This window comes from Pseudomonas sp. LjRoot277 (assembly GCF_964253845.1).
Lineage (GTDB): Bacteria > Pseudomonadota > Gammaproteobacteria > Pseudomonadales > Pseudomonadaceae > Aquipseudomonas.
Window position 1 is genome coordinate 2973575 of the sequence record NZ_CAXURI020000001.1, and the last position, 24876, is coordinate 2998450.

General features: G+C 60.2%; 20 protein-coding genes and 1 pseudogene. 15 read left to right on the forward strand and 6 right to left on the reverse strand.

The features are described 5' to 3' along the window. Both ACSQ87_RS14095 and ubiT read left to right on the forward strand, forming a co-directional pair. Complete coding sequence (locus ACSQ87_RS14095) at positions 1-891, forward strand: U32 family peptidase (RefSeq protein WP_223430095.1); 891 nt, start codon at positions 1-3, stop codon at positions 889-891. Next, positions 885-1355, forward strand: coding sequence for a ubiquinone anaerobic biosynthesis accessory factor UbiT (gene ubiT, locus ACSQ87_RS14100; RefSeq protein ID WP_223430094.1), 471 nt, complete (start codon positions 885-887; stop codon positions 1353-1355). Before ACSQ87_RS14095 ends, ubiT begins: the two co-directional genes overlap by 7 nt. Positions 1356-2140: 785 nt before the next feature. Here the strand turns inward: ubiT and ACSQ87_RS14105 are convergent. From ACSQ87_RS14105 to ACSQ87_RS14120, 4 genes are all read right to left on the reverse strand, one after another. Beyond that, positions 2141-2539 carry a putative zinc-binding protein gene (locus ACSQ87_RS14105; protein ID WP_223430089.1) on the reverse strand — a complete coding sequence of 133 codons (399 nt, stop codon included), beginning with the start codon at positions 2537-2539 and terminating at the stop codon, positions 2141-2143. A 74-nt stretch (positions 2540-2613) separates the two neighbouring features. Then, on the reverse strand, positions 2614-3288 hold the full coding sequence (locus ACSQ87_RS14110; RefSeq protein WP_033059073.1) for a Crp/Fnr family transcriptional regulator: 675 nt from the start codon (positions 3286-3288) through the stop codon (positions 2614-2616). Positions 3289-3374: 86 nt separating this feature from the next. Then, positions 3375-4022 (reverse strand): two-component system response regulator NarL, encoded by a 648-nt coding sequence (narL, locus tag ACSQ87_RS14115; protein WP_046047384.1) that lies wholly within the window; start codon positions 4020-4022, stop codon positions 3375-3377. Then, a complete protein-coding gene (locus ACSQ87_RS14120) occupies positions 4019-5821 on the reverse strand; it encodes a HAMP domain-containing protein (protein WP_223430088.1) in 1803 nt (600 codons plus the stop codon). Before ACSQ87_RS14120 ends, narL begins: the two co-directional genes overlap by 4 nt. 304 nt (positions 5822-6125) lie before the next feature. Here ACSQ87_RS14120 and ACSQ87_RS14125 point away from each other — a divergent pair, with 304 nt between their 5' ends. The 13 genes and pseudogenes from ACSQ87_RS14125 (at position 6126) to ACSQ87_RS14185 (ending at position 22620) form a co-directional block, all read left to right on the forward strand. Then, entirely contained in the window at positions 6126-7430 is a 1305-nt protein-coding gene (locus ACSQ87_RS14125) for an MFS transporter (protein ID WP_436273671.1), read from the forward strand. Beyond that, positions 7408-8805 (forward strand): NarK family nitrate/nitrite MFS transporter, encoded by a 1398-nt coding sequence (locus ACSQ87_RS14130; RefSeq protein WP_223430086.1) that lies wholly within the window; start codon positions 7408-7410, stop codon positions 8803-8805. Before ACSQ87_RS14125 ends, ACSQ87_RS14130 begins: the two co-directional genes overlap by 23 nt. 69 nt (positions 8806-8874) lie before the next feature. Then, complete coding sequence (locus ACSQ87_RS14135; protein ID WP_223430085.1) at positions 8875-12648, forward strand: nitrate reductase subunit alpha; 3774 nt, start codon at positions 8875-8877, stop codon at positions 12646-12648. A 1-nt stretch (position 12649) separates the two neighbouring features. After that, on the forward strand, positions 12650-14188 hold the full coding sequence (gene narH, locus ACSQ87_RS14140) for a nitrate reductase subunit beta (protein WP_033059086.1): 1539 nt from the start codon (positions 12650-12652) through the stop codon (positions 14186-14188). Positions 14189-14190: 2 nt separating this feature from the next. Next, positions 14191-14946 carry a nitrate reductase molybdenum cofactor assembly chaperone gene (narJ, locus tag ACSQ87_RS14145; RefSeq protein ID WP_223430084.1) on the forward strand — a complete coding sequence of 252 codons (756 nt, stop codon included), beginning with the start codon at positions 14191-14193 and terminating at the stop codon, positions 14944-14946. After that, positions 14939-15619, forward strand: coding sequence for a respiratory nitrate reductase subunit gamma (narI, locus tag ACSQ87_RS14150; RefSeq protein WP_154848639.1), 681 nt, complete (start codon positions 14939-14941; stop codon positions 15617-15619). Before narJ ends, narI begins: the two co-directional genes overlap by 8 nt. Positions 15620-15629: 10 nt before the next feature. Continuing rightward, positions 15630-16589 carry a peptidylprolyl isomerase gene (locus tag ACSQ87_RS14155; RefSeq protein WP_223430083.1) on the forward strand — a complete coding sequence of 320 codons (960 nt, stop codon included), beginning with the start codon at positions 15630-15632 and terminating at the stop codon, positions 16587-16589. A 25-nt stretch (positions 16590-16614) separates the two neighbouring features. Beyond that, positions 16615-17607: a GTP 3',8-cyclase MoaA gene (gene moaA / locus ACSQ87_RS14160; protein ID WP_223430082.1), complete on the forward strand. Its 993-nt coding sequence runs from the start codon at positions 16615-16617 to the stop codon at positions 17605-17607. Between the two features lie 392 nt (positions 17608-17999). After that, positions 18000-20015 (forward strand): ribonucleoside triphosphate reductase, encoded by a 2016-nt coding sequence (locus tag ACSQ87_RS14165; protein WP_263288528.1) that lies wholly within the window; start codon positions 18000-18002, stop codon positions 20013-20015. A gap of 32 nt (positions 20016-20047) precedes the next feature. Next, on the forward strand, positions 20048-20215 hold the full coding sequence (nrdD, locus tag ACSQ87_RS14170; protein WP_008153595.1) for an anaerobic ribonucleoside-triphosphate reductase: 168 nt from the start codon (positions 20048-20050) through the stop codon (positions 20213-20215). Then, positions 20212-20907: an anaerobic ribonucleoside-triphosphate reductase activating protein gene (locus ACSQ87_RS14175; RefSeq protein WP_223430081.1), complete on the forward strand. Its 696-nt coding sequence runs from the start codon at positions 20212-20214 to the stop codon at positions 20905-20907. The genes nrdD and ACSQ87_RS14175 overlap by 4 nt, the downstream gene beginning before the upstream one ends. 93 nt (positions 20908-21000) lie before the next feature. Further along, positions 21001-21522 (forward strand): annotated as a pseudogene (locus tag ACSQ87_RS14180) (MCP four helix bundle domain-containing protein); the annotation flags it as partial. A 393-nt stretch (positions 21523-21915) separates the two neighbouring features. After that, positions 21916-22620 (forward strand): methyl-accepting chemotaxis protein, encoded by a 705-nt coding sequence (locus ACSQ87_RS14185; protein ID WP_436275091.1) that lies wholly within the window; start codon positions 21916-21918, stop codon positions 22618-22620. A 33-nt stretch (positions 22621-22653) separates the two neighbouring features. On the opposite strand, the gene ACSQ87_RS14190 is transcribed toward ACSQ87_RS14185, so the two are convergent. Continuing rightward, positions 22654-24033, reverse strand: a complete 1380-nt coding sequence (locus ACSQ87_RS14190; protein WP_223430079.1) for a 4Fe-4S binding protein — start codon at positions 24031-24033, stop codon at positions 22654-22656. Continuing rightward, complete coding sequence (locus ACSQ87_RS14195; RefSeq protein ID WP_223430078.1) at positions 24021-24875, reverse strand: FTR1 family iron permease; 855 nt, start codon at positions 24873-24875, stop codon at positions 24021-24023. Before ACSQ87_RS14195 ends, ACSQ87_RS14190 begins: the two co-directional genes overlap by 13 nt. Position 24876 lies beyond the last annotated feature (1 nt).

Consider the following 24876-nt stretch of genomic DNA (forward strand, 5'->3'; position numbering starts at 1 on the left):
ATGAAGCTCAGCCTTGGACCGGTCCTGTTTTATTGGGACAAAGAGCAACTCAGCAACTTTTACGCCGAGATGTCGGCCTTGCCCCTGGATGTGATTTATCTGGGGGAAACCGTGTGTTCGAAACGCCGGGCCTTTTCACTGGATCAATGGCTGGGTCTGGGGCGCGAGTTGCAGGAATGCAGCCCGGCACAGTTGGTGATCTCCAGCCTGACGCTGATCGAAGCGGCCTCCGAACTGTCCAGCCTGCGCCGGCTCTGCGACAACGGCCAATTGCTGGTTGAGGCCAACGACATGGGCGCGGTGCAGTTTCTGGCCGAGCGCAAGTTGCCGTTCGTGGGCGGCCCGGCGCTGAATTTGTACAACGGTCATACGCTGGCGCAACTGCTGGACTGCGGGATGACCCGTTGGGTGCCGCCGGTGGAATGCTCGGCGGCGCTGATTGGCGATGTGCTCGATCAGGTGCGCGAACTGGGCCGTGAGGTGCCGGAAGTCGAGATCTTTGCTTATGGGCATTTGCCGTTGGCCTATTCCGCACGCTGCTTCACCGCTCGGGCGGAAAACTTGCCCAAGGATGACTGCCGGTTTTGCTGCCTCAACTACCCCGACGGCCTGCCACTGACCAGTCAGGAAGGGCAGGCGCTGTTCACCATTAACGGCATTCAAACGATGTCGGCGGAGGTGACCAATCTGCTGGCGGATTACACCGGGTTGGTGGCCTGTGGCGCCGACCTGTTGCGTCTGAGCCCTCGCGCTCAGGGCATGGCCGAGGTCATTGCTGCCTATCAACGGGTTCGTCTGGGCGAGACACCGCCGTTGTTCGTCGACGGTTGCAACGGTTACTGGCATGGCCAGGCCGGGATGTTGCGCGTCGAGGAGGTTGGACTGTGTTGAATCGTAAAAAGTGGTTGTTGAAAGGTGCTGACCGGTTGTTGCCGTTGGTGCGCCGGGTGCCTTTTGCGGTGCAGCGTCTGGCGTTGCAGCAGGCGCTGAATCGTTGCCTTGCCGAGCCGTTGCGCGATGGTGAATTTGAAGTGCTGCGCGGGCGTTGGTTGTGTTTGCGGATTCCGGATTTGGGGTTGTCCTGGTATTTGACGCTGACCCGTCAAGGGTTGCGAATTGCTGAACGCGCCAACGCGCACGTGACTATCAGTGGCAACTGGCGCGAGTTTTTATTGCTGGCGAGTCGTCAGGAGGATCCGGATACGTTGTTCTTTCGCCGGCGTTTGGTGATTGAGGGTGATACGGAGTTGGGGTTGGCGTTGAAGAACCTGATCGACAGTCTTGATCCTGATGTGTTGCCTGTTTGGTTGTGGCGCAATTTGGAGCGGGCGGGGAAGGGGTTGGCGGCCGGTTAGCCGAGCTGTTTTTTTGGTTGGAGTACATATCCATTTCTGCGGTGACGGCTTCTATTGGTTTCGCTTTTACAGCGAGTCACTTGGAAAAGCGCCAAGTAACCAAACGCTCTTGCCCCTGACGTACGGTGCCTCGCCTAGGCTCGGCATACCCTCGCTCCGGTCCTGCTCCGTGGGCCCGCCGCCATCGGCCATCCATGGCCGGGGGCGGCTACCGCGGCATCCTTGCCGCGGTGCCCACTGCGCAGAACCTGCGCTCGGCCTTCCGACGGGGCAGATCAAGATCAAGATCAAAAGCTGCAGGCGAGCTAACGCTCGGCCTGTTGAGTGGTGAGAAGCAAAAGCTGTACGTCGATCTGCTTTATGTGGGAGCGGGCTTGCTCGCGAAGCTGTTGATCTTGCCGTTGCCGTTGCCGTTGCTTTTGATCTGTTGCCCCTTTCCCAGAGGCCGAACGCAGGCGTTGCGCAGGGGGCACCGCGGCAAGGATGCCGCGGTAGCCGCCCCCGGCCATGGATGGCCGATGGCGGCGGGCCCCCGGAGCAATGCCGGAGTGAGGACATGCCGAGCCTAGGCGAGGCACCGAATGGAGGGGCAAAAGCGCTTTGGTTACTTTGGCGCTTTTCCAAAGTGACTCGCTGTAAAAGCGAAACCAATAGCAGCCGTTACCGCAGAAATGGATATGTACCCCGACCAAAATCATAGGTCAGCGGTCAGCGGTCAGCGGTCAGTCTTCGCGAGCAAGCCGGATCGCCGCACCGCCGCTCCCACATCGGATTTTCGTTAGCCCTCAGGCCATCGTTTCCTGGCGGCTTTCATGCTGCCGAGCATCACTGGCAATCAACTGCTTGATCCCTTCAAACAACTCATCCCCCTGAGCCTCCGTGCAGTCCTCGCCATAGCGCTTGCGCAACCCGTAATGGCTAAGAATCAAATGCACATCCGCGTGCAGACCATGCTGCTTCAAGCAGTTTTCAACGCATTGCAACGGGCAACCATCCAGCGCAAAAATCCGCCGCCCCGAGCGTGCCTTGTTAACCAGCGCCGCCACATGCCCGCCGACCCCGACGATGCAGGACATTTCCGCCAGGCCGCTGCGATCGAGCCGCACAGCCAGGGTATTGGCCAGTTGGGCGACGTTGGAGCAGCCTGAGCAGGAGTAAATCAAGGGCAAGGTTGAACGGGGCATGAGCGCTCTCCATGGATGGACTTCTTCAGTGTGCAGCGCCGGTGGCGTTGCGCATTGACGGCGGTCAATTCCGTCTATTGGAACGCCGCGAGATCCTCTTCGGCGAGGATGCTGATGTTGCGTCGTTCCATGGCGATGAGGCCGCTGTCCACCAGGCGGTGCAAGATCCGCGAAAAGGTTTCTGGCTGGATACCCAACTTCGAGGCGACCAGGCGTTTGGACACCTGCAAAACAATCAAACCGCTGACCGGGTTGCGTTCCTGGAACAGGAAATTGATCACCCGCCGACTCGCACTGGCCATGGTCAAGGTGTCGATGTCGCGCAGACGCAGGTGCAAATGCACACTCATGCTCGCCAGGATCGCCAGGCAAACTTTCGGCTGGTCTTCGAGGGCGTTGCGGTAATGGCTGCCCTCGATACTCACCAGCACGCTGTCCTTCAGCGCCGTGGCGCTCACAGGGTAGAGGCGGGCCTGGCTGAACAGCAAGGCTTCGGCAAACGTCTGGCCGGGCTGAATGATTTCCACCAGGTTTTCCTGGCCTTCGCCGGTAAGCCGGTACAACTTGATCTGGCCGCTGACCAGCAGGAAAAAGCGCTTGGCCGGATCCCCTTGGTGCATGAGTGTGCTGTGACAGGCCAGGCGCTTGAGCATCGCCAGGCCGCAGACTTCCTCGAAGATTTTCTCCGGCAACTGGCTGAACAGATGGTGACGACGCAACGTTAAAACGATGGAAGGGTGGGTCAGCATGGCGTACCTCCGCTGGCGCTCATAGTAGAGAGCGCCGGCCGGATGACCTATGCCTCTGCCGGCTTACCTCCAAAGAGGCATGCCCGTCAGCCGGCATTGCGCAGATGCTCCATGGCCCACACCGCCGCCTCTACCCGCGAGCGCAAGCCGAGTTTGTGCAGCAGGTTTTTCACGTGAACCTTGACCGTGCCTTCGGTGATGCCCAGCTTGTGCCCGATGACTTTGTTGCTGAAGCCGCTGGCGATGGTTTTCAGCACCTGACGTTCACGCTCGGTCAGTTCCACCACAGTCTGGCGCTGCGGTGAGCGCAGTGCCTGGGCCATGACTTGGGTCAGCCCCGGGCTGATCACCAATTCGCCGTTCAAGGCATTGCGGATGTACTGAATCAACAGTTCGGGCTCCATGTCCTTGAGCAGGTAGCCGTCGGCATCCAGACGCAGTGCGTCGCGAATATCGTCTTCGGCATCCGAGACCGTGAACAGCAGCACCTTGCCGGTGTAGTGCATCGCTCGTAACTGGCGCAGGGTTTCAATGCCATTCATTAGCGGCATGTTGTTATCGAGCAACACCAGGTCCGGTTGCAGCGGTTCGATCAGACTGAGTGCTTCTTCACCGTTGTTGGCTTCACCGACGATCAGGAAATCATCTTCGAGTTCGAGCATCTGGCGGATGCCGTGACGCATCATCGGGTGGTCGTCGACCAATAGGATGGTGTGTTGCAGGGAGGGGTTCATGTGACGCTACCTTCTGTTTGCTGCCCGAGAAACTCCGGTTGGAATTCCATTTGGACGCGGGTGCCTTGTGGCTCCCTGGAGACTATTTCGAGTTGACCGCGCAAGCTGCGGGCCCGCTCATCCATGATTTTCAGGCCGTGGTGTTCGCGTTGGTCGACGTTGCCGCTGAAGCCGCGCCCGTCGTCTTCGACGATGAGCCTGACGGTCTCACCGTCCTGACGCAGTTGCAGCCAGGCGTTTTGCGCATGGGCGTGGCGCAGGCAGTTGGAGAGCGCTTCGCGGGTGATCTGCAAGATGTGGATTTGCTCGCTGGCCGATAATTGAAAGGCCAGCGCATCGACGTGCAGGTGCACCTGGAATTCGCCGCGACGGGAGAACTCCTCGGCGGTGTCCTTGAGTTCCTGTACCAGTCCCGCATCGTGAATCTGCAAGCGAAAGGTGGTCAGCAACTCGCGTAACTGGCGGTAGGCATTGTTCAGTCCCTCGCGCAGTTCGGCGGTGACGTTTTCCAGGGTTTCGACCGGTTCGCCACGGCGCATCAGGGTCTGCAGGCGGCTGACTTGCAGCTTCATGTAGGACAGGGCCTGGGCCAGTGAGTCGTGCAGCTCGCGGGCAATGATCGTGCGTTCGTCGAGCAGCAGCAGGCGATGATCCTGTTCCCGTTGACGCTTGAGCGAGAGCGAGGTGCCGATCAGGTTGGCCAGGGCCTGGATCAGTTGGGTTTCCCAGGCTTGGGTTGGATGTCCGTCGACAAAATGCGCCTTGAGTTCACCCAGTTCACTGCCTTGGTTGCTGATGCTGAAGGTTTGCGGACTGGCTTTATGGTGCTTCTGACACGTGGCGCAATCGCTGCTGGCGCAGACTTCGCGGATGTTCGCGCCATGCAGGGCGAGCAACTGCTGGGCCGGTGCCTGCATTTGTCCTTGCAGGCACAGCGACAGGCGCAAGCCGGGCAGGCGTTGCTGGAAGCGTCGAATCAACTCATCCAGCCCTTCGGCATTGGCCAGGCGTGTGGCCAGGCTTCGGCTGCTTTGGTACAGCAACTCGAGGGCGGCATTGGCTTGTTGCAGGTTCAGGGTTTTTTGCTGGACCTGACTCTCAAGGGTGCGATGCGAGTCTTCGATCGTCTCGGCCATGGCGTTGAAGCTCATGGCCAACTGGCCCAGTTCGTCCTGGGACTGATGGTTGACCCGCACCTTGAAATCGCCGCGACGGAAGCGCTGGGTCGCGTCCACCAACTCTTTCAGGGGCATGACGACCCCGTACTGCAATTCGTAGAGCCCAACCAGCAGGACGAACAGGGTGGTGAACAAGGCCAGGCCCTGGATCACCTGTTGCCAGCCTTGCTTCTGTTCGCTTTGGCGCTGCAACAGGTTGACGAACTGGTTCAGTTGTTCAATGAAGGGCAGGGCCTGGACCTGAAAATAGGCGGCATCGCCGCGCTCCAGTGCCGGGCGCAAATCCTCATTCCAGTTTTGCTGGATTTTCCCGTAGCTGATTTGCAGGGCCGCGGTCGGGCCATCTTCCAGCACCGCCTTGAGTGACTGGCTGTTGAGGCGGGTTTGCAGGCTGTCGCTGATGGCGATGATTTCTTCGCCGGTTGCACCCGCGGCCAGTTTCCAGCTCAGGTGGTAAGTCTCCATGCGCACCGAGCCTGCGGTGTTGATGGCGGCCGCATCGCCCTGGCTGAACCAGGCGATCAGTCCAGCGCTCAACGAACTGGCGAGGGCGAGCACGGCGATCAGGATCACCGCCAGCCCGGCGCGAGCGGGCAGGGAGCTGCGCAACCAGCGGATCATCGGCGCAGGTCCGGGAAAAAATCAGGAAAACCGAGCATGTGCAGCTCCAGGATGGGTTTTGCCGCCGATCCAGGGCGCGCTACCTCTAAAGAGTTGTCGACTGATCCTTGTCAGCAAAAACCTTGGTGGAAAACCTTAAGGCGCTGATAAATCAACGGTTTTAGGGTTTTCCTGTACTACCTCCTTAGAGGTAGACCGCACAAGCATAGGCCTATGCCCACATGGGCTTCGTTGACATGGATCAAGTTTTTGCGGGGTTGGCCTCTCTAGTCTGCCGCCATGGCTAATTGATTGGAGAGCATTTGTGAACCCACCGCGTGTACGACAAGGCTTGGTGCTGGGCATGAGCACGCTGGCCTTCACTGTCTGTTTCATGGTCTGGATGATGTTTGCCGTGCTCGGTGTACCGATCAAGGACCTTCTCCAGCTCAACGAAACCCAGTTCGGCCTGCTGGCCGCGACCCCGGTCCTGACCGGCTCGCTGGTGCGGTTGCCGCTGGGGCTGCTGACCGACCGCTTTGGCGGGCGCAGCGTGTTCTTCCTGCTGATGCTGGCCTGCGTGGCGCCGCTCTACCTGATCAGTCACGCCACCGCCTACTGGCAGTTCCTGGTGCTGGGCTTGTTCGTCGGCCTGGCCGGCGGTTCGTTCTCGGTCGGGATTGCCTACGTCGCCAAATGGTTCGACAAAGAGAATCAGGGCTTCGCGATGGGCATCTTCGGCGCCGGTAACGCCGGGGCCGCGGTGACCAAGTTTCTCGCCCCGGCACTGATCGCTGCCGGCAGCTGGCAGCTGGTGCCGAAAGTCTTCAGCGCGATCCTCTTTATTACTGCGCTGTTGTTCTGGTTCCTCAGCGCTGAAAACAAGGACCACCGCAGTGCCACCGGCGCCTCGTTGCGTGAGCAATTGAGCTCGCTGAAGGACCCGGCGGTGTGGCGCTATTGCCAGTACTACTCGATCGTCTTCGGTGGTTATGTCGCCCTCGCGCTGTGGATGACCAAGTACTACGTGCAGGAATACGGTTTCAGCCTGCAAAGCGCGGCGCTGCTGGCGGCCTGTTTTTCCCTGCCCGGTGGCGTGCTGCGTGCCGTCGGTGGCTGGATGTCGGATCGCTGGGGTGCGCAAAGCGTGACCTGGTGGGTGTTGTGGGTCAGCTGGATCTGCCTGTTCCTGCTCTCGTATCCCCAGACCCAACTGCAAGTGCAAACGATCAACGGCCCGGTGGATTTCCACATCGGCCTCAATCCCGCGCTGTTCACCGTGCTGCTGTTCGTCATGGGCATCGCCTTCGCGTTCGGCAAGGCCTCGGTCTTCAAATATATCGCCAACGACTATCCGAAAAACATGGGTGCGGTGTCCGGCATCGTCGGCCTCGCCGGTGGCCTGGGCGGTTTCGTGTTGCCGATCCTGTTCGGCGCCCTGGTGGACCTCACCGGCGTGCGCTCTTCCTGCTTCATGTTGATGTACGGCGTGGTCTGGGTCTCCCTCACCTGGATGTACTTCAGCGAGATACGCAAAAGCCCGGTGCTGGGTAAAGCGCCGCTGCTGACCCCGTCCCCGATTTCGAGCATTGCCCTAGGAGAAGAACATGTCCGTTCTGCAAAAGCCTGACAAAGGCCCGGTCATTCATGACTGGCGCCCCGAGGACCCAGCATTCTGGGGAAGTAGCGGCAAACAGACCGCCACGCGCAACTTGTGGATTTCCATTCCCGCGCTGCTGCTGGCCTTTGCGGTGTGGATGGTCTGGAGCACGGTGATCGTGCGTTTGAACGCCATCGGTTTCAGCTTCACCACCGACCAGCTGTTCTGGCTGGCAGCGTTGCCGGGGCTGTCCGGGGCGACGTTGCGCGTCTTCTATTCCTTTATGGTGCCGATCTTCGGCGGCCGTCGCTGGACCGCCCTGAGCACCGCGTCGCTGTTGCTGCCCTCGATCTGGATGGGCTTCGCCGTGCAGGACCCGAGCACCTCGTACAGCGTGTTCGTGTTGATTGCCTTGCTCTGCGGTTTCGGTGGCGGCAACTTTGCCTCGAGCATGTCCAACATCAGCTTCTTCTATCCCAAGTCGCAGCAGGGCACGGCCCTTGGCCTCAACGCCGGGCTGGGTAACCTGGGCGTCTCGGTGATGCAGTTCTGTGTACCGCTGGTGATTACCTTCGGTGTGTTCGGTTTCATGGGCGGCTCGCCGCAAGCGTTGCCGGATGGCGGCCAGTTGTGGTTGCAGAACGCCGGCTTCATCTGGGTGCCGTTCATTGTCCTGGTGACTGTGCTGGCCTGGTTCGGCATGAATGACCTGTCCAGTGCCCGCGCTTCCTTCAGCGAGCAAGCGGTCATCTTCAAACGCAAACACAACTGGCTGATGTGCTGGTTGTACCTGGCGACCTTCGGTTCGTTCATCGGTTTCTCCGCCGCGTTTCCGCTGCTGATCAAAACCTCGTTCCCTGATGTCATCGCGTTGAAATTCGCCTTCCTCGGCCCGTTGGTCGGTGCGCTGGTACGCCCATTGGGCGGCTGGCTGGCGGACAAGCTCGGCGGCGCGAAAGTGACCTTGTGGAACTTCGTGGCGATGATCGTGATGGTCTTCGGCGTCATGCACTTCCTGCCGCAGAACGGTTTACCCGGCAACTTCTACGGCTATCTCGGCATGTTCATGCTGCTGTTCATTACCACGGGCATCGGCAACGGCTCCACCTTTCGCATGATCCCCGTGATCTTCCGCACCCAGCACGAAAAATCCTCGGCCGGAAAACCACCCGCCGTGCGCGAACAAGCGCTGAAGAATGCCGGCAAAGAGTCCGCTGCGGTCCTGGGCTTCAGTTCGGCCATGGGCGCCTTCGGTGCGTTCTTCATTCCAAAATCCTTCGGCTCTTCGATGGCCCTGACCGGCGGCCCGGAGATGGCCTTCTACATGTTCGTCGGCTTTTACCTGAGCTGCATCGTGGTGACGTGGTGGTGGTACGCGCGCAAAGGTGCCGCGACACCCTGCTGAATCGAGCCGAATCCAACCATTGCGTGGGCGGGGCACAGACTCCGCGACAAAGCCTGAGAGGACTACACCGTGAGTCATTTACTGGATCAATTGCGGTTTTTCAATCGCAAGCAAAACGAGTTTTCCGACGGTCATGGCGAGACCCGCAAAGAGTCTCGCGACTGGGAGAACGTCTACCGTTCGCGCTGGCAGTACGACAAGATCGTGCGTTCCACCCACGGGGTGAACTGCACCGGCTCTTGCTCGTGGAAGATCTACGTCAAGAACGGCCTGATCACCTGGGAAACCCAGCAGACCGACTACCCGCGTACCCGTAACGATCTGCCCAACCATGAGCCCCGTGGCTGCCCGCGTGGTGCCAGTTACAGCTGGTACATCTACAGCGCCAACCGACTCAAGTACCCGAAAATCCGCAAGCCGTTGCTCAAGCTCTGGCGCGATGCGCGACAAACCATGGCGCCGGTCGAGGCCTGGGCCAGCATCGTCGAGGACAAGGCCAAGGCCGACTCCTATAAAAGCAAGCGCGGCATGGGTGGCTTCATTCGTTCCAACTGGGAGGAAGTCAACGAGATCATCGCTGCTGCCAACGTCTACACCATCAAACAGTACGGTCCTGACCGGATCGTCGGCTTCTCGCCGATTCCGGCGATGTCGATGGTCAGCTATGCCGCAGGTTCGCGTTACCTGTCGCTGATCGGTGGCGCCTGCCTGAGTTTCTACGACTGGTACTGCGACTTGCCACCGGCCTCGCCGATGGTCTGGGGCGAGCAGACCGACGTGCCGGAATCGGCCGACTGGTACAACTCCAACTACATCATTGCCTGGGGCTCCAACGTCCCGCAGACCCGTACTCCCGACGCGCACTTCTTTACCGAAGTCCGTTACAAGGGCACCAAGACCGTCGCGATCACCCCGGACTACTCGGAAGTCGCCAAGCTCACCGACCTGTGGCTGAACCCTAAACAAGGCACCGATGCGGCGCTGGCCCAGGCGTTCAACCATGTGATCTTCAAAGAATTCCACCTGGACAAACCGAGCGCCTATTTCACCGACTACGCCAAGCGCTTCACCGATTTGCCGGTGCTGGTGCTGCTCAAGCAAATGGTCGACAAGGCACCGGGCGCCGGTTACCAGCCGGACCGCTTCCTGCGCGCCAGTGACCTGACCGACAACCTCGGCCAGGAAAACAACCCGGAATGGAAAACCATCGCCCTCGATGTCAGCGGCGAACTGGTGTCCCCTCAGGGCTCCATCGGTTATCGCTGGGGCGAGAAGGGCAAGTGGAACATCCTGCCCCGTGAAGGCGGCGAAGGCCGTGAGATCGATCTGAAGCTGAGCCTGATCGGCGATGACGTTGCCGAAGTGGCGTTCCCGTATTTTGCCGGCGAGTCCCACGAGCACTTCCAGCACGTGGCCGGCGATGCCGTGCAATACCGCCGCGTGCCGGTGCATAACGTAGTGCTGGCGGACGGCAGCGTGGCCAAAGTCGCCACCGTGTTCGACCTGTCGGCCGCCAACCTGGCCATCGATCGCGGCCTCGGCGGCGAAAACGTGGCCAAGGATTACGACGACGCTTCCGTGCCTGGCACCCCGGCGTGGCAGGAGCAGATCACCGGCGTCAGCCGCGAGAAAGCCATCCAGATTGCCCGTGAGTTCGCCGACAACGCCGACAAGACCAAGGGTCGCTCGATGATCATCGTCGGCGCGGCGATGAACCACTGGTACCACATGGACATGAACTACCGCGGGCTGATCAACATGCTCATGCTCTGCGGGTGTGTCGGCCAGACCGGTGGCGGTTGGGCGCACTACGTTGGTCAGGAAAAACTCCGTCCGCAATGCGGCTGGCTGCCCCTGGCGTTCGGCCTGGACTGGAACCGTCCGCCTCGCCAAATGAACGGCACCAGCTTCTTCTACGCCCACAGTTCGCAGTGGCGCCACGAGAAGATGAGCATGCACGACGTACTCTCGCCGCTGGCCGATAAATCGCAATTCCCTGAGCATGCGCTGGACTACAACATCCGCGCCGAACGTGCCGGCTGGTTGCCCAGCGCACCGCAACTCAACACTAACCCTTTGCACATTTGCCGTGACGCGGCTGCGGCCGGCATGGACCCGAAAGACTACGTGGTCAAGTCGCTGCAGGACGGCTCGCTGCGCTTCTCCTGCGAACAGCCGGACAGCCCGGTCAACTTCCCGCGCAACATGTTCATCTGGCGTTCCAACCTGCTGGGCTCCTCGGGCAAGGGCCACGAGTACATGCTCAAGTACCTGCTCGGTACCAAGAACGGTGTGATGAACGAAGACATCGGCCAGGTCGGCGACTGCAAACCCGAAGAAGCCGAATGGGTGGACGAGGGCGCCATTGGCAAGCTCGATCTGGTCACTACGCTGGACTTCCGCATGTCCTCGACCTGCGTCTATTCCGACATCGTGTTGCCGACCGCGACCTGGTACGAAAAAGACGACATGAACACCTCGGACATGCACCCGTTCATTCACCCGTTGTCGGCAGCGATCGACCCGGCGTGGGAATCGCGTTCCGACTGGGAAATCTACAAAGGCATCGCCAAGGCGTTTTCCAGCATGTCCGAAGGGCACCTGGGCGTTGAGAAGGATCTGGTGACCATCCCGTTGATGCACGACAGCGTCGGCGAACTGGCCCAACCGTTTGGCGGCACCGACTGGAAAAGCGACGGCGTGGCACCGGTGCCGGGCAAGAACGCACCGAACCTGCATGTGGTGGAGCGTGACTACCCGAACATCTACAAACAGTTCTCGTCCCTCGGGCCATTGCTGGAGAAAAACGGCAACGGCGGCAAAGGCATCAACTGGAACACCGAAGACGAAGTGAAATTTCTAGGTGAACTCAATCACAAAGAAGGCGATGCCGGTATCAGCCAGGGTCGGCCGAAAATCGACACGGCCATCGATGCCGCAGAAGTGATTCTGTCCCTGGCGCCGGAAACCAACGGCCAGGTCGCCGTCAAGGCCTGGGCCGCGCTGTCGGAATTCACCGGTATCGACCACAGCCACCTGGCGCTGTCCAAGGCCCATGAGGCCATCCGTTTCCGCGACATTCAGGCACAGCCGCGCAAGATCATTTCCAGCCCGACCTGGTCGGGTCTTGAAGACGATCACGTCAGCTACAACGCCGGCTACACCAACGTTCACGAAGGGATTCCATGGCGCACCATCACCGGTCGCCAGCAGTTCTACCAGGATCACCCGTGGATGCAGGCGTTCGGCGAGCAACTGATGAGTTATCGCCCGCCCGTCAACACCCGCACCATCGAAGGGGTGAAAGGCAAGCGCAGCAACGGCCACAAGGAAATCGTCCTGAACTGGATTACCCCGCACCAGAAATGGGGCATTCACAGCACCTACAGCGACAACCTGCTGATGCTCACCCTCAGCCGTGGCGGGCCAATTGTCTGGCTCTCGGAGAACGACGCGAAAAGCGCCGGCATCGAGGACAACGACTGGATCGAGTGCTTCAACGTCAACGGCGCACTGACCGCCCGGGCGGTGGTCAGCCAGCGCGTCAAGGACGGCATGGTGATGATGTACCACGCACAGGAACGGATCGTGAACGTGCCCGGTTCGGAAACCACCAAGACCCGTGGCGGACACCACAACTCGGTCACCCGCGTCGTGCTCAAGCCGACCCACATGATCGGCGGCTATGCCCAGCAAGCCTACGGTTTCAACTATTACGGCACGGTCGGTTGCAACCGCGATGAATTCGTCGTGGTGCGCAAAATGTCCAAAGTCGACTGGCTCGATGGTTCAAGTGGCGATGACCTGCCGCGTCCACTGCCGACCGATATCGAGGAGAACTGAGATGAAGATTCGCTCACAAATCGGCATGGTTCTGAACCTGGACAAATGCATCGGTTGCCACACCTGTTCCATTACCTGCAAAAACGTCTGGACCAGCCGCGAAGGCATGGAATACGCGTGGTTCAACAACGTCGAATCGAAACCCGGCATCGGCTACCCGAAAGAATGGGAAAACCAGGACAAGTGGAAGGGCGGCTGGATCCGCAATGCCAACGGCACGATCAACCCGCGCATCGGCGGTAAATTCCGCGTGTTGGCGAACATTTTCGCCAACCCGGATCTGCCGAGCCTCGACGACTATTACGAACCGTTCGACTTCGATTACCAGCACCTGCACACCGCACCACTGGGCGAGCATCAGCCCACTGCGCGCCCGCGTTCGCTGATCTCCGGCAAGCGCATGGAGAAAATCGAGTGGGGCCCGAACTGGGAAGAAATCCTCGGCACCGAATTCGCCAAGCGCCGCAAGGACAAGAACTTCGACAAGATTCAGGCGGACATTTACGGCGAGTACGAAAACACCTTCATGATGTATTTGCCGCGCCTGTGCGAGCACTGCCTCAACCCGACGTGCGCAGCGGCTTGCCCGAGCGGTGCGATCTACAAGCGTGAAGAAGACGGCATCGTCCTGATTGACCAGGAGAAATGCCGTGGCTGGCGGATGTGCATCAGCGGCTGCCCGTACAAGAAGATCTATTTCAACTGGAAGAGCGGCAAGTCCGAGAAATGCATCTTCTGCTACCCGCGTATCGAAGCCGGGATGCCGACCGTTTGCGCAGAAACCTGCGTCGGGCGCATCCGCTACCTCGGTGTGTTGCTGTATGACGCCGACCGGATCAGCGAAGTGGCGAGCACTGCCAATGAGCAGGACCTGTACGAGAAACAACTGGAGATCTTCCTCGACCCGAATGACCCGGCGGTGATTCGTCAGGCTCTGGCCGATGGTGTGCCGCAGTCGGTGATCGACTCAGCCCAGCGTTCGCCGGTCTACAAAATGGCCGTGGACTGGAAACTCGCACTGCCGCTGCACCCGGAATACCGCACTTTGCCGATGGTCTGGTACGTACCGCCACTGTCGCCGATCCAGAACGCTGCCACTGCCGGCACCGTTGGTATGAACGGGGTGATCCCGGATGTTGACAGCCTGCGGATACCACTGAAGTACCTGGCCAACCTGCTGACGGCGGGCGATGAAAAACCGGTCAAGCGTGCGCTTAAACGCTTGCTGGCGATGCGCGCCTACAAACGTTCCGAGCAAGTCGATGGCGTTCAGGACCTGCAAGTACTGAAGGATGTCGGCTTGAGCGTGGCCCAGGTCGAGGAGATGTATCGCTACCTGGCGATTGCCAACTACGAAGACCGTTTCGTGGTACCGAGCGCCCACCGTGAAGACGCCATGAGCGACGCCTTCGCCGAGCGTTCCGGTTGCGGCTTCAGTTTCGGCAGCGGCTGCAGCGGCAGTTCCGACACCAACATGTTCGGCGCCAAGAAAGCCAACCGCCGCGACATCCTGAAAACCGTCCAGTTGTGGGAGGAATGAGCATGCAAATTCTCAAAGTGATTTCGCTGCTGCTCGATTACCCGACCGAGACGCTGATTAGCGGTCGCGACGAACTGGAGCAAGCGATCATCCAGTCGCGGGAAATCAGCCCGACGCAGCGTGGTGCGTTGTTCGAATTGCTCGAGCTGATCTGCGGCAATGACCTGATGGACGGGCAGGAGCACTACGGTGCGCTGTTCGGTCGGGGGCGCTCGCTGTCGCTGCTGTTGTTCGAGCATGTGCACGGTGAATCCCGCGACCGTGGCCAGGCGATGGTCGACATGATGGCGCAATACGAAGAAGCCGGTTTTGCCATCGGCGTCAAAGAGCTGCCCGATTACATTCCGCTGTACCTGGAGTTCCTCTCCACCCGCGAAGACATCGAGGCCCGCGAGGGCCTGGCGGATGTTTCGCACTTGCTGGCCTTGCTCGCTGCACGTCTGGAAGAGCGCGAAAGCGCCTATGCCAGCTGCTTCCGGGCGCTGCTGCAAATTGCCGGGGCCGAGCCGCATCAAGCGGTCGCCGACCTGCGGGCGCAGGTCGCGGCGGAACCTCGCGACGACTCCCTTGAAGCCCTCGACAAGATCTGGGAAGAGGAGGCCGTGGACTTCCTCCAGGCCGAACAGCAGGACCGTTGCAGTTCGCTGCCTAGCGCTCCGGGCAAGGCCCGGGAAGAAAGCGCGGTGCCGTTGCACTGGGTGGATTTTCAGCATGAAGGGTTGGCCGCCGTGCCAGCCAAGGAGGTAGGCAATGTCTAAATGGAACCTGTTGTTGTTCGGGGTCTATCCCTACGTAGCCCTGGCGATTTGCCTGATCGGAAGTTGGGCCCGCTTCGACCTGTCGCAATACACCTGGAAAGCAGGTTCGAGCCAGATGCTCAACCAACGCGGCATGCGCGTGGCGAGCAACTTCTTCCACATCGGTGTGTTGTTCGTGCTGGCGGGGCATTTCGTCGGCCTGCTGACCCCGGCGTCGATTTATCACCACGTGATCAGCACTGAGAACAAGCAGTTGCTGGCAATGGTTTCGGGCGGGTTCTTCGGTCTGTTGTGCCTGATCGGCCTGCTGATGCTGGTTAACCGGCGGCTCAGCGACCCTCGGGTCCGTGCCACCTCCAGTCCTTCGGACATCCTGATTCTGCTGGTGCTGCTGGCGCAATTGCTGCTCGGTCTGCTGACCATCGTCGCGTCCACCGGGCACATGGACGGCTCGGTGATGGTGATGCTCGCCGATTGGGCGCAGAACACCGTGCTGTTGCGTCCGGTGGAAGCAGCGGCGGCCATCGCGCCGGTCAGTCTGATCTACAAGTTGCATGTGTTTCTCGGTTTGACCCTGTTTGTGCTGTTCCCCTTCACCCGTCTCGTACACATGATCAGCGCACCGATCTGGTACCTGGGGCGTCGTTATCAAATCGTTCGTCAGAAGTACTGAGGAGACAATCATGTCAGGTGGATGTGGATGTGGTGGTGGTAACGGGGGCAGCGGTGGCTGCGGTTCTTCAAAAAAAGCCGAGGACGTTCTCGACATCGCGCCGGTCGCAGAGGCGCAGTTTGAAGCCCTGCCGGTTGAGCCCGCAGGGGCCGATGACGCCCCGGCGCAGTTGATCGCCAGCAGTGAACAGGAGTGGCCGATCATCAGCGTCAACGAGGTGTCGATCACCCCGGAGGCGATGGCCCAGGAGCTGCAATATCACCCGGCCGAAAGCCGTGAGGAGGCGGTCTACCTGGCCGCCCGGGCGCTGGTGATCCGCGAGTTGTTGCAGCAGCGCATCACCGAGCTCGGTGTGTCGCTGGAGATCGGCGCCGGTGAGAACGAAGAAGAAGCGGCTACGCGCTTGCTGCTCGAACGTGAGGTGCACGTGCCTCAGTGCGATGAGGAAACCAGCCTTCGTTACTACGAAAACAATCGCGGACGCTTCCACAGCGCGCCGTTGCTGGCAGTGCGGCACATCCTGCTCGAATGCGCGCCGGATGATGTCGAGGCGCGCGCCGTTGCGCATGATCAGGCGGAAGTTCTGCTGCAACGACTGGAAGAATTCCCCGGCAGTTTCGCCGAGCTGGCCGTGAAATATTCGGCCTGCCCGTCGAAGGCTCAGGGTGGTTCTTTGGGACAAATTAGCAAGGGCCAGACCGTGCCCGAACTGGAGCGTCAGTTGTTCACTCTGGCACCGGGTCTGGCCAGCAAACCGCTGGAAAGTCGCTACGGCTGGCATGTGGTCAGTGTCGATCAGCGGATCGAAGGCATGCCGTTGCCCTATGAAGTGGTGTCGACGGCGATCCGCACGCAGTTGCAGCAAGGCGTCTGGCAGAAAGCGCTGGTGCAATACCTGCAAACCCTGATCGGTGCGGCGGATATTCGCGGCATCCACTTGCAGGGCGCCGACTCACCGCTGGTGCAGTGAGCATCGAGGCAAACCGGGAGAAGTGATGAACGCTGTGATGCAGGATGGTTTTGGGCGGCAGATCGATTATCTGCGGATGTCGGTGACGGACCGCTGTGATTTTCGTTGTGTGTATTGCATGGCGAAAAACATGACGTTCCTGCCGCGTCAGCAGGTGCTCACGCTGGAGGAGTTGCAGCGTTTGGCGACGCTGTTCGTTGGCTTGGGTGTACGCAAAATCCGTCTGACCGGCGGCGAGCCGCTGATCCGTCCGGGCATTGTCGAACTGTGCCGCAACATCGCCGCGTTGCCCGGTTTGCGCGAACTGGTGATGACCAGCAACGGCTCGCAACTGGGCCGTCTGGCCCGGCCGTTGGTCGACGCCGGGGTCAAGCGGATGAACATCAGCCTCGATAGCCTGGACGACCAGAAGTTTCGGGCGATCACCCGTAACGGCGATCTCGATCAGGTGCTCAACGGCATTGAAGCGGCGCGGGACGCAGGGTTCGAGCGGATCAAGCTCAACTGCGTGGTGATGAAAGGACGCAATTTCGATGAAGTCCCGGCGTTGGTGCAATACGCCATCGACCAACGCATCGACATCAGTTTCATAGAGGAAATGCCCTTGGGCGACGTCGGTCGTTCCCGGGGTGAATCGTTCTGTTCCAGCGACGAAGTGCGCACGTTGATCGCCAGCCAGCATCGCTTGCTCGACAGCACCGAGAACAGCGGCGGGCCGGCGCGTTATGTGCGTCTGGAACGCCATCCCGAGACCCGGATCGGTTTTATTTCGCCCAATAGTCACAACTTTTGTGGCAGCTGTAATCGGGTGCGGATGACTGTTGAAGGGAAGCTGTTGCTGTGTCTGGGACAGGACGATGCTCTGGATTTACGTGGATTGCTGAGGCGTTATCCGCTGGATGACCAACCGGTGATCAATGCGGTGCAGAAGGCCTTGCGCGGTAAACCGCTGCGGCATGATTTCAGTCCCGACAGGGAGGTGCAGATTGTGCGTTTCATGAACATGAGTGGCGGTTGATTCGGGGGCTGTGTGCTGATCCGTAATCCACCCCTCACCCTAACCCTCCCGAAACGTCGGACCGCCCCAGAGGGGCGAGGGGACTGACCGAGTTGCATATACGAAACTCTGCGACCTGGGCCTTCAGGTTGAACTCAAGTTTTGGAAGCGATAAAGATCTGCTCCCTTTCCCCCTCGCCCCTCTGGGGAGAGGGCTGGGGTGAGGGGTGGATTTCAGATCAGAGTGTTTACCCCTGGCTTACCAACAGTTTTCCTTTGCCGCCTCAGGGCGGTTTTTTTTTGCCGGCAAATCTTGATATCGATCAATTGCGAATCAGCACTTTGTCCGTAGCCTTCACTGCATCTTGTGGTTTTAAGTTTATTTAAGTCTATATGTAGTGTCTGGAGGCCAAATGCAGAGCACGCTGATCGCAGTAGGATGTAACCGCTTGCACAAGCGCGATGGCAGTCAGGTCGCCTTCGATGCCGACAAAATCCGTCAGGCATTGATCGCCGCCGGCAAGGCGACGGGGGAGTACGGCGAGGTTGAGGTTGAAGGCTTGCTTCAGGCGGTATTGGCGAGGCTCGAAGGATTGCCAAGACTCCATGTCGAGCAAATCCAGGACCGTGTTGAACGGGTGTTGATGGACGCCGGTTTCTTCCTCGCCATGCGCGCCTACATCGTCTACCGCGAACAGCACGGGCGCTTGCGCCGCGACCGCCGGACCCTGGTCGAAGTGGCGACCTCGATGAACGAATACCTGGACCGTGAAGACTGGCGGGTCCAGGCCAACGCCAATCAGGGCTATTCCCTGGGCGGTCTGGTGTTGAACGTGTCAGGCAAGGTCACCGCCAACTACTGGTTGGACGAGGTGTACAGCGAAGCCATCGGCCAGGCCCACCGCGAGGCGGATTTGCATGTGCATGACCTCGACATGCTCGCCGGTTACTGCGCGGGCTGGTCGCTGCGCACCCTGTTGCACGAAGGGCTCAACGGTGTGCCGGGACGAGTCGAAGCCGGTCCGCCGAAGCACTTGAGCAGTGCCCTGGGGCAGATGGTGAATTTCCTCGGCACCCTGCAAAACGAATGGGCCGGCGCCCAGGCGTTCAGCTCGTTCGACACCTACCTGGCGCCCTATGTGCGCAAGGATCAGCTAAGTTTTCAGGAGGTGCGCCAGGCGATCCAGGAGTTCATCTACAACCTCAACGTCCCCTCGCGCTGGGGCACCCAGACGCCGTTCACCAACCTGACCTTCGACTGGGTGTGCCCGCAAGACTTGCGTGAGCAGATACCCGTCATCGGCGGTGAGGAAATGCCGTTTGCCTATGGCGACCTGCAAGTCGAAATGGAACTGCTCAACCGCGCTTACATCGAGGTGATGCAGGCCGGCGATGCGAAAGGGCGGGTGTTCACCTTTCCGATCCCGACCTACAACATCACCCACGACTTTCCGTGGGACAGTGAAAACGCCGACCGCCTGTTCGAGATGACTGCGCGTTACGGTCTGCCGTATTTCCAGAACTTCCTCAATTCGGACCTGCAACCCAATCAGGTGCGCTCGATGTGCTGCCGTTTGCAGCTGGATGTCCGCGAGTTGCTCAAGCGGGGCGGCGGCTTGTTTGGCTCGGCGGAGCAGACCGGATCGCTCGGCGTCGTCACCATCAACTGCGCGCGGCTGGGCTATGTGTTCAAGGGAGATACCAGCGGTTTGCTGCAGCGCCTGGACGCGCTGATGGAACTGGCGATGGAGAGCCTGGAGGTCAAGCGCAAGGTGATTCAGCACCACATGGATGCCGGTTTGTACCCGTATACCAAGCGCTACCTCGGAACCCTGCGTAACCACTTCTCGACCATCGGCCTCAACGGCATGCATGAAATGCTGCGCAACTTCACCGGCGACGAGGAGGGCATGCACACCGAGCACGGCCGGCAGTTTGCCCTGAAGATGCTCGATCATGTGCGCGCCACGTTGCTGCGATTCCAGGAAGAAACCGGCCACATGTACAACCTGGAAGCGACGCCGGCCGAGGGCACGACCTACCGCTTCGCCAAGGAAGACCTCAAGCGCTACCCCGACATTCTCCAGGCCGGCAGCGTGCAAGCACCGTATTACACCAACTCCTCACAACTGCCCGTGGGCTACACCGAAGACCCTTTCGAGGCCCTGGAACTTCAAGACGAGCTGCAATGCAAATACACCGGCGGCACGGTCTTGCACCTGTACATGGCCGAGCGAATTTCTTCGACCGAGGCCTGCAAGCAGTTGGTGCGCAAAGCCCTTGGCCGCTTCCGCCTGCCGTACCTGACCGTGACCCCGACGTTCTCCATCTGCCCGGTGCACGGCTACCTCGATGGCGAGCATGAGTTCTGCCCCAAGTGCGACGAAGCACTGCTGCTGCAAGAACAGAAACCCGGCACCGTTCATTGATTTCGATCCACTCAACTGCAAGGAGCTTCACCATGACTGCATCGCAAACATTGCCCCAGGCTCAACGTCAACGCTGCGAAGTCTGGACTCGGGTAATGGGCTATCACCGCCCTGTGTCGGCGTTCAATCCGGGCAAACAGTCGGAGCACCGCGAGCGGGTGCACTTCACTGAAGGCGCGGCATTGGCCGGGCGCCAATGAGTCGAACGCTTCGGGTCGGGGGCATGGTGCCCCTGACCACTATCGACTATCCGGGACAGCTCGCCTGCGTGCTGTTTTGCCAGGGTTGCGCCTGGCGTTGTCGTTACTGCCATAACCCGCAGTTGATCCCGCCTCGTGGCACAGTCGAAGTGGATTGGCGGCGGGTGTTGGCGTTTCTGCAACGGCGTCAGGACCTGCTCGATGCGGTGGTGTTCAGTGGCGGAGAGCCCACCTTGCAGGACGGTTTGCTCGGCGCCATGGATGAGGTGCGGGCGATGGGATTTCGCATCGGCTTGCACAGCGCCGGCATCAAGCCCGTAGCGTTCGCCAAGGCACTGGCCGGGGCCGACTGGGTCGGTTTCGATGTCAAGGCGTTGCCCGAAGACTGCCAGGCGATCACCCGGGTCGAGGGCAGCGGAACGGCCAACTGGCGCAGCCTTGAGCATCTGCTGGCCAGCGGTGTCGACTACGAATGCCGCACCACCGTGCATTGGCATCTGTTTGAGCCGGCGCGTCTGCTGATCCTCGCCAAGCGCTTGAGCGAACTCGGCGTCAAGCGCTTCGCCGTGCAGTTGGTTCGCACCGAGCGGATGTTCGATCCGCTGTTGCCAAGCGTTTCGGCACAAGCCTTGCTTCCTGACTTATGGGAAGCCATGCGCGAATTGTTTCCAGCCTTCGTGTTACGGGGGTAACCGAGGCTGAGGTTTTACGTTTAGCAGGGACATCCATCATTAGGTTTTCAAATGCGCTGCCAATCGGCAGGTATCAAACGGGGAGCATTTGATATGGCCAAATTAACCACAGCACAACGTATCGTCATCGGCTTTGCCATCGCGCCGTTGGCTTTGATGGGCATGGCGTTTTACGCGTTGCACGATCTGGCAACGCTCAAGGAACAGGCGGTAGTCATCGTCAAGCAGGACTGGCCGAAGATCGATCCGATCATGGTCATTGCCACCGGCGTGCGCGATAACGCCAGGAACACTCGGGACTTACTGATCGATAAAGACAATCAGCAAGTTCAGCAGTCGATCGACACCACCAAGAAACGGATCACCCAGGCACTCGAAACGCTTGAGCCGTTGTTCTATTTGCCCGAGGGCAAAACCGCTTATGCCGCGCTGAAGAAGAATCGCGAAGCCTACGTGGCGGCGTTCACTCAAGTGCAGGTGTTGATCCGGCAAGGGGCCTTCGATGACGCCATGACACAGCTGAAACAAAAGGTCGTGCCGGCCGAGCGCGAGGTTTATGGCAGCCTGGATCAGTTGATGGCGCTGCAAGGCAAAATATTCGCCGACCGGGAACAGTCGGCGCAGGAACTGTACAGCGATGCCCGGCGCAATATGCTCGGGTTGTTTTTGTTCTGTGTGGCGCTGGTTATCGCCGCGGCGGTGATCGTCACGCGCAGTGTGACCCGTCCATTGGGCGGCGAACCGGATGATGCCGCACGGTTTTTGAGTCAGATCGCTCAAGGCGACCTGACGATTCAGGTGCCCGTGAACTCAAGTGTCGGCGGCAGCGTGATGATGAACATGCACCAGATGCAGCAAAGTCTGAATGCCATGGTCAAGCACATCGCGACTTCGGTTGACCAGGTGGCCAGTTCCTCCGAAGAGCTGAGTGCGGTCAGCAGCCAGACCAGCAGCAACCTGCAATTGCAGGGGCTGGAGATCGAGCAGGCGGCCACCGCAGTGAACCAGATGACCGCTGCGGTCGATGAAGTGGCGCGCAATGCGGTCAGCACCTCCGAGGCCTCGCGGCAATCCGAGCAAACCGCACAGCGCGGGCGTGAACAGGTTCAGGAAACCGTGGTTTCAATCGGTGCACTGGCCGAGGGCGTCACCGACACCTCACAACGCATCGAGCAACTGGCGGGCCGGGTGCAGGACATCAGTAAGGTGCTGGACGTGATTCGTAGCATCGCCGAGCAGACCAATTTGCTGGCCCTCAACGCGGCCATCGAAGCGGCCCGTGCCGGTGATGCCGGACGCGGTTTTGCCGTGGTCGCCGATGAAGTGCGCGCCTTGGCGCATCGCACTCAAGAGTCCACCCAGGAGATCGAGCAGATGATTGGCAACATTCGCCTCGATACCGGCCACGCGGTGACGGCCATGCAAAGCAGCAGCAACCTGGTGCGGGCCACCCTTGAAGTGGCGCAACGCTCGGGTGATGCATTGGATGAGATCACCCGGTCGATCTCGCAGATCAACGAGCGCAACATGATGATTGCCAGTGCCACGGAGGAGCAGGCATTGGTGGCGCGGGAGGTGGATCGCAATCTGATGGGGATTCGCAACTTGTCCGAGCAGGTCTTGCTGGGTGCCCAGCATACTCACACGGCGGGTCATGATTTGGCGCAGATGGCCGGGGCGCTGCACCAGACGGTGGCGCGTTTTAAAGTCTAGGTAATTCGGGGTGGTGGTTGTGGATGAGGGCGCTCAGGACCAGCCCCAGAACTGCAACCACCAGCCGAACCCTACCAAGCCGATTGCGAGTAACAGGCAAGTGCTGCCAGCGCAGCGACGAACCTGGGAAAGGCCTTCGCGGTTAAGCCGTTTCCATCCCAGCAACAGGCTCCAGCCCATCGCGGCCATTAACAGACAAGCCCTGGCCGGTTGTACCCATTCCAGCAGCAGACCTTCATAGCGCAGCAATTTCACCGTTGTGGCCGACAGCCCGAGAAACAATCCCGCACCACCCAGGGGCGTGAGTGTCAGCGCCAGGGGCCAATACAGTGCAGGATCTTGCGCCAGTCGAGCCGTCAGGCGCAGCAGGATCATCAACGCCGTGCCCAACACCATCGAGCTCAAACCCAGATAAACGACGATGCTGAAACCATCGAGCCAACTGAAGCTGTCGTTGAGCTGTGGGTAATGGGTGAGCAGCCACCAGGGCGCGTTGTCCTGCAATGCCCAGAGTTGGTCGTGCTGGACCAGCCATTCGGCGAGGGTTTGTTTGAGGGCGACGAACCATGGGCTGACTGTCCACTGGAACGCGCCCATGGCCAGGCCGATCACACCGAACAGCAATAAGCGCGCGTCCCACGGTGACAGCGTCTGCGCTGTAGCGTGAAGAATCTCTTGGTTGCTGGAGCGGGCGATCAGCTGAACGGCGCCGCGTTGTCCGCTGCAGCGTCCGCAGGCATGGCAGTCACTGGCGCCTCGCATTCGACGGATATCGAGCAAGGGCGCGCAGTTGGGCGGCGGCAGGCGTGGCGGGGCATTGTCCATCCAGCGTTGTTCGTCGACCTGAAAATGTACGGGAGCCAGGCGGGCGAGCAGGGCGAAGACGCCGCTGACCGGGCACAGGTATCGGCACCAGACCCGCTTGCCCCGAGCAAACAGAAACCCGACAACGACCGCAGCGACGGTCGAACCACCCAGAATCAACAGCGCCGCCTGGGCGTAGTCATAGACGCTGATCAACTGGCCGTAGAGGGTCGTCAGGCAGAACGCGAGGGTTGGCCAGCCGCCCCAGCGCAACCAGCGCGGCACCCCCAAACCTTTGCCGTAATGGCTGGCCCATTCGCTGAGTGAACCTTCCGGGCAGAGAACGCCACACCAGAGTCGTCCGAACAGCACGATCGACAGCAGCACGAACGGCCACCAAACGCCCCAGAACAAAAACTGCGCGAACAGGGTCAGGTTATCGAGCATCCGTGCCTGGCTGTCCGGCAGCGGCAACACCGCCGGTACCACCAATAGCAATGCGTAGAACAGTACAACGGCCCATTGCACGGCACGAATGACGGGCGCGTGACGACGCATGCCGTCGCCCAGGCGCTGCAGCCATCGATTGCGGCGACTCAGCTCAGGCATGGGACTTTTTCCGCAGCACGTTGACGCAGCCAACCGCCGACGGCCAGCCAATAGCCGGCCAGCACCAGTAACGTCATGCCGCTGGGCGTCGCGCGATAACCGGCAAAACCCGCGAGAAAACCACCCAGTCCATGGCTGTCGCTGAGCAATGCGCTGCTGTCCCAAAGCGCATCACCAACGAGGCGGTACATCACCTCCGGTAAATCCATGGCAAGTAATTGACCGCCGATTCGCTCGGTGCCGCTGACCAGCAATGCCGCGCCGAGTACCAGCAAAACAGCTTCGCTGATGGCAAAGAATCGCTGCCACGAAATGAACCGGCGACTGCTGTGCAGCAGGGTAATAGTCAGCGCCGACAACACCAGTCCTAATGCACCGCCGATAGTAAACAACCCGAGTTGCGGACCTCGCAATTGAGCACCGGCGCCATAGAGAAAGACCACCGTTTCACTGCCTTCGCGGCTGACGGCGAGCATGGCCAGCAGTAACAGACCTGCGCCACCTTGCCGGGCCAGGTGGCTATCGGCGTGTCGTTGCAAATCGTGCTTGAGCGTGCGCCCGTGGCGGTGCATCCAGCCGACCATTTGCACGATCAGCAGGCTGGCCACCAGCGCGAGTGCGGCCTGGAACCATTCACTGGCGGAGCCGCTCATGGCCTCACCGGCAAACAGAATCAATACCGCCAGCAGGCCCGAAAGCATCAACCCCAGCACGACACCCGTCCACAAGTACTTCGCCAGTCGATCACCCTGATGCTGCTGGCTGACCCAGGCCTGGAGAATGCCGATCACCAGCAGCGCCTCGACGCTTTCGCGCCAGACAATGAACATTGATTGATTCATC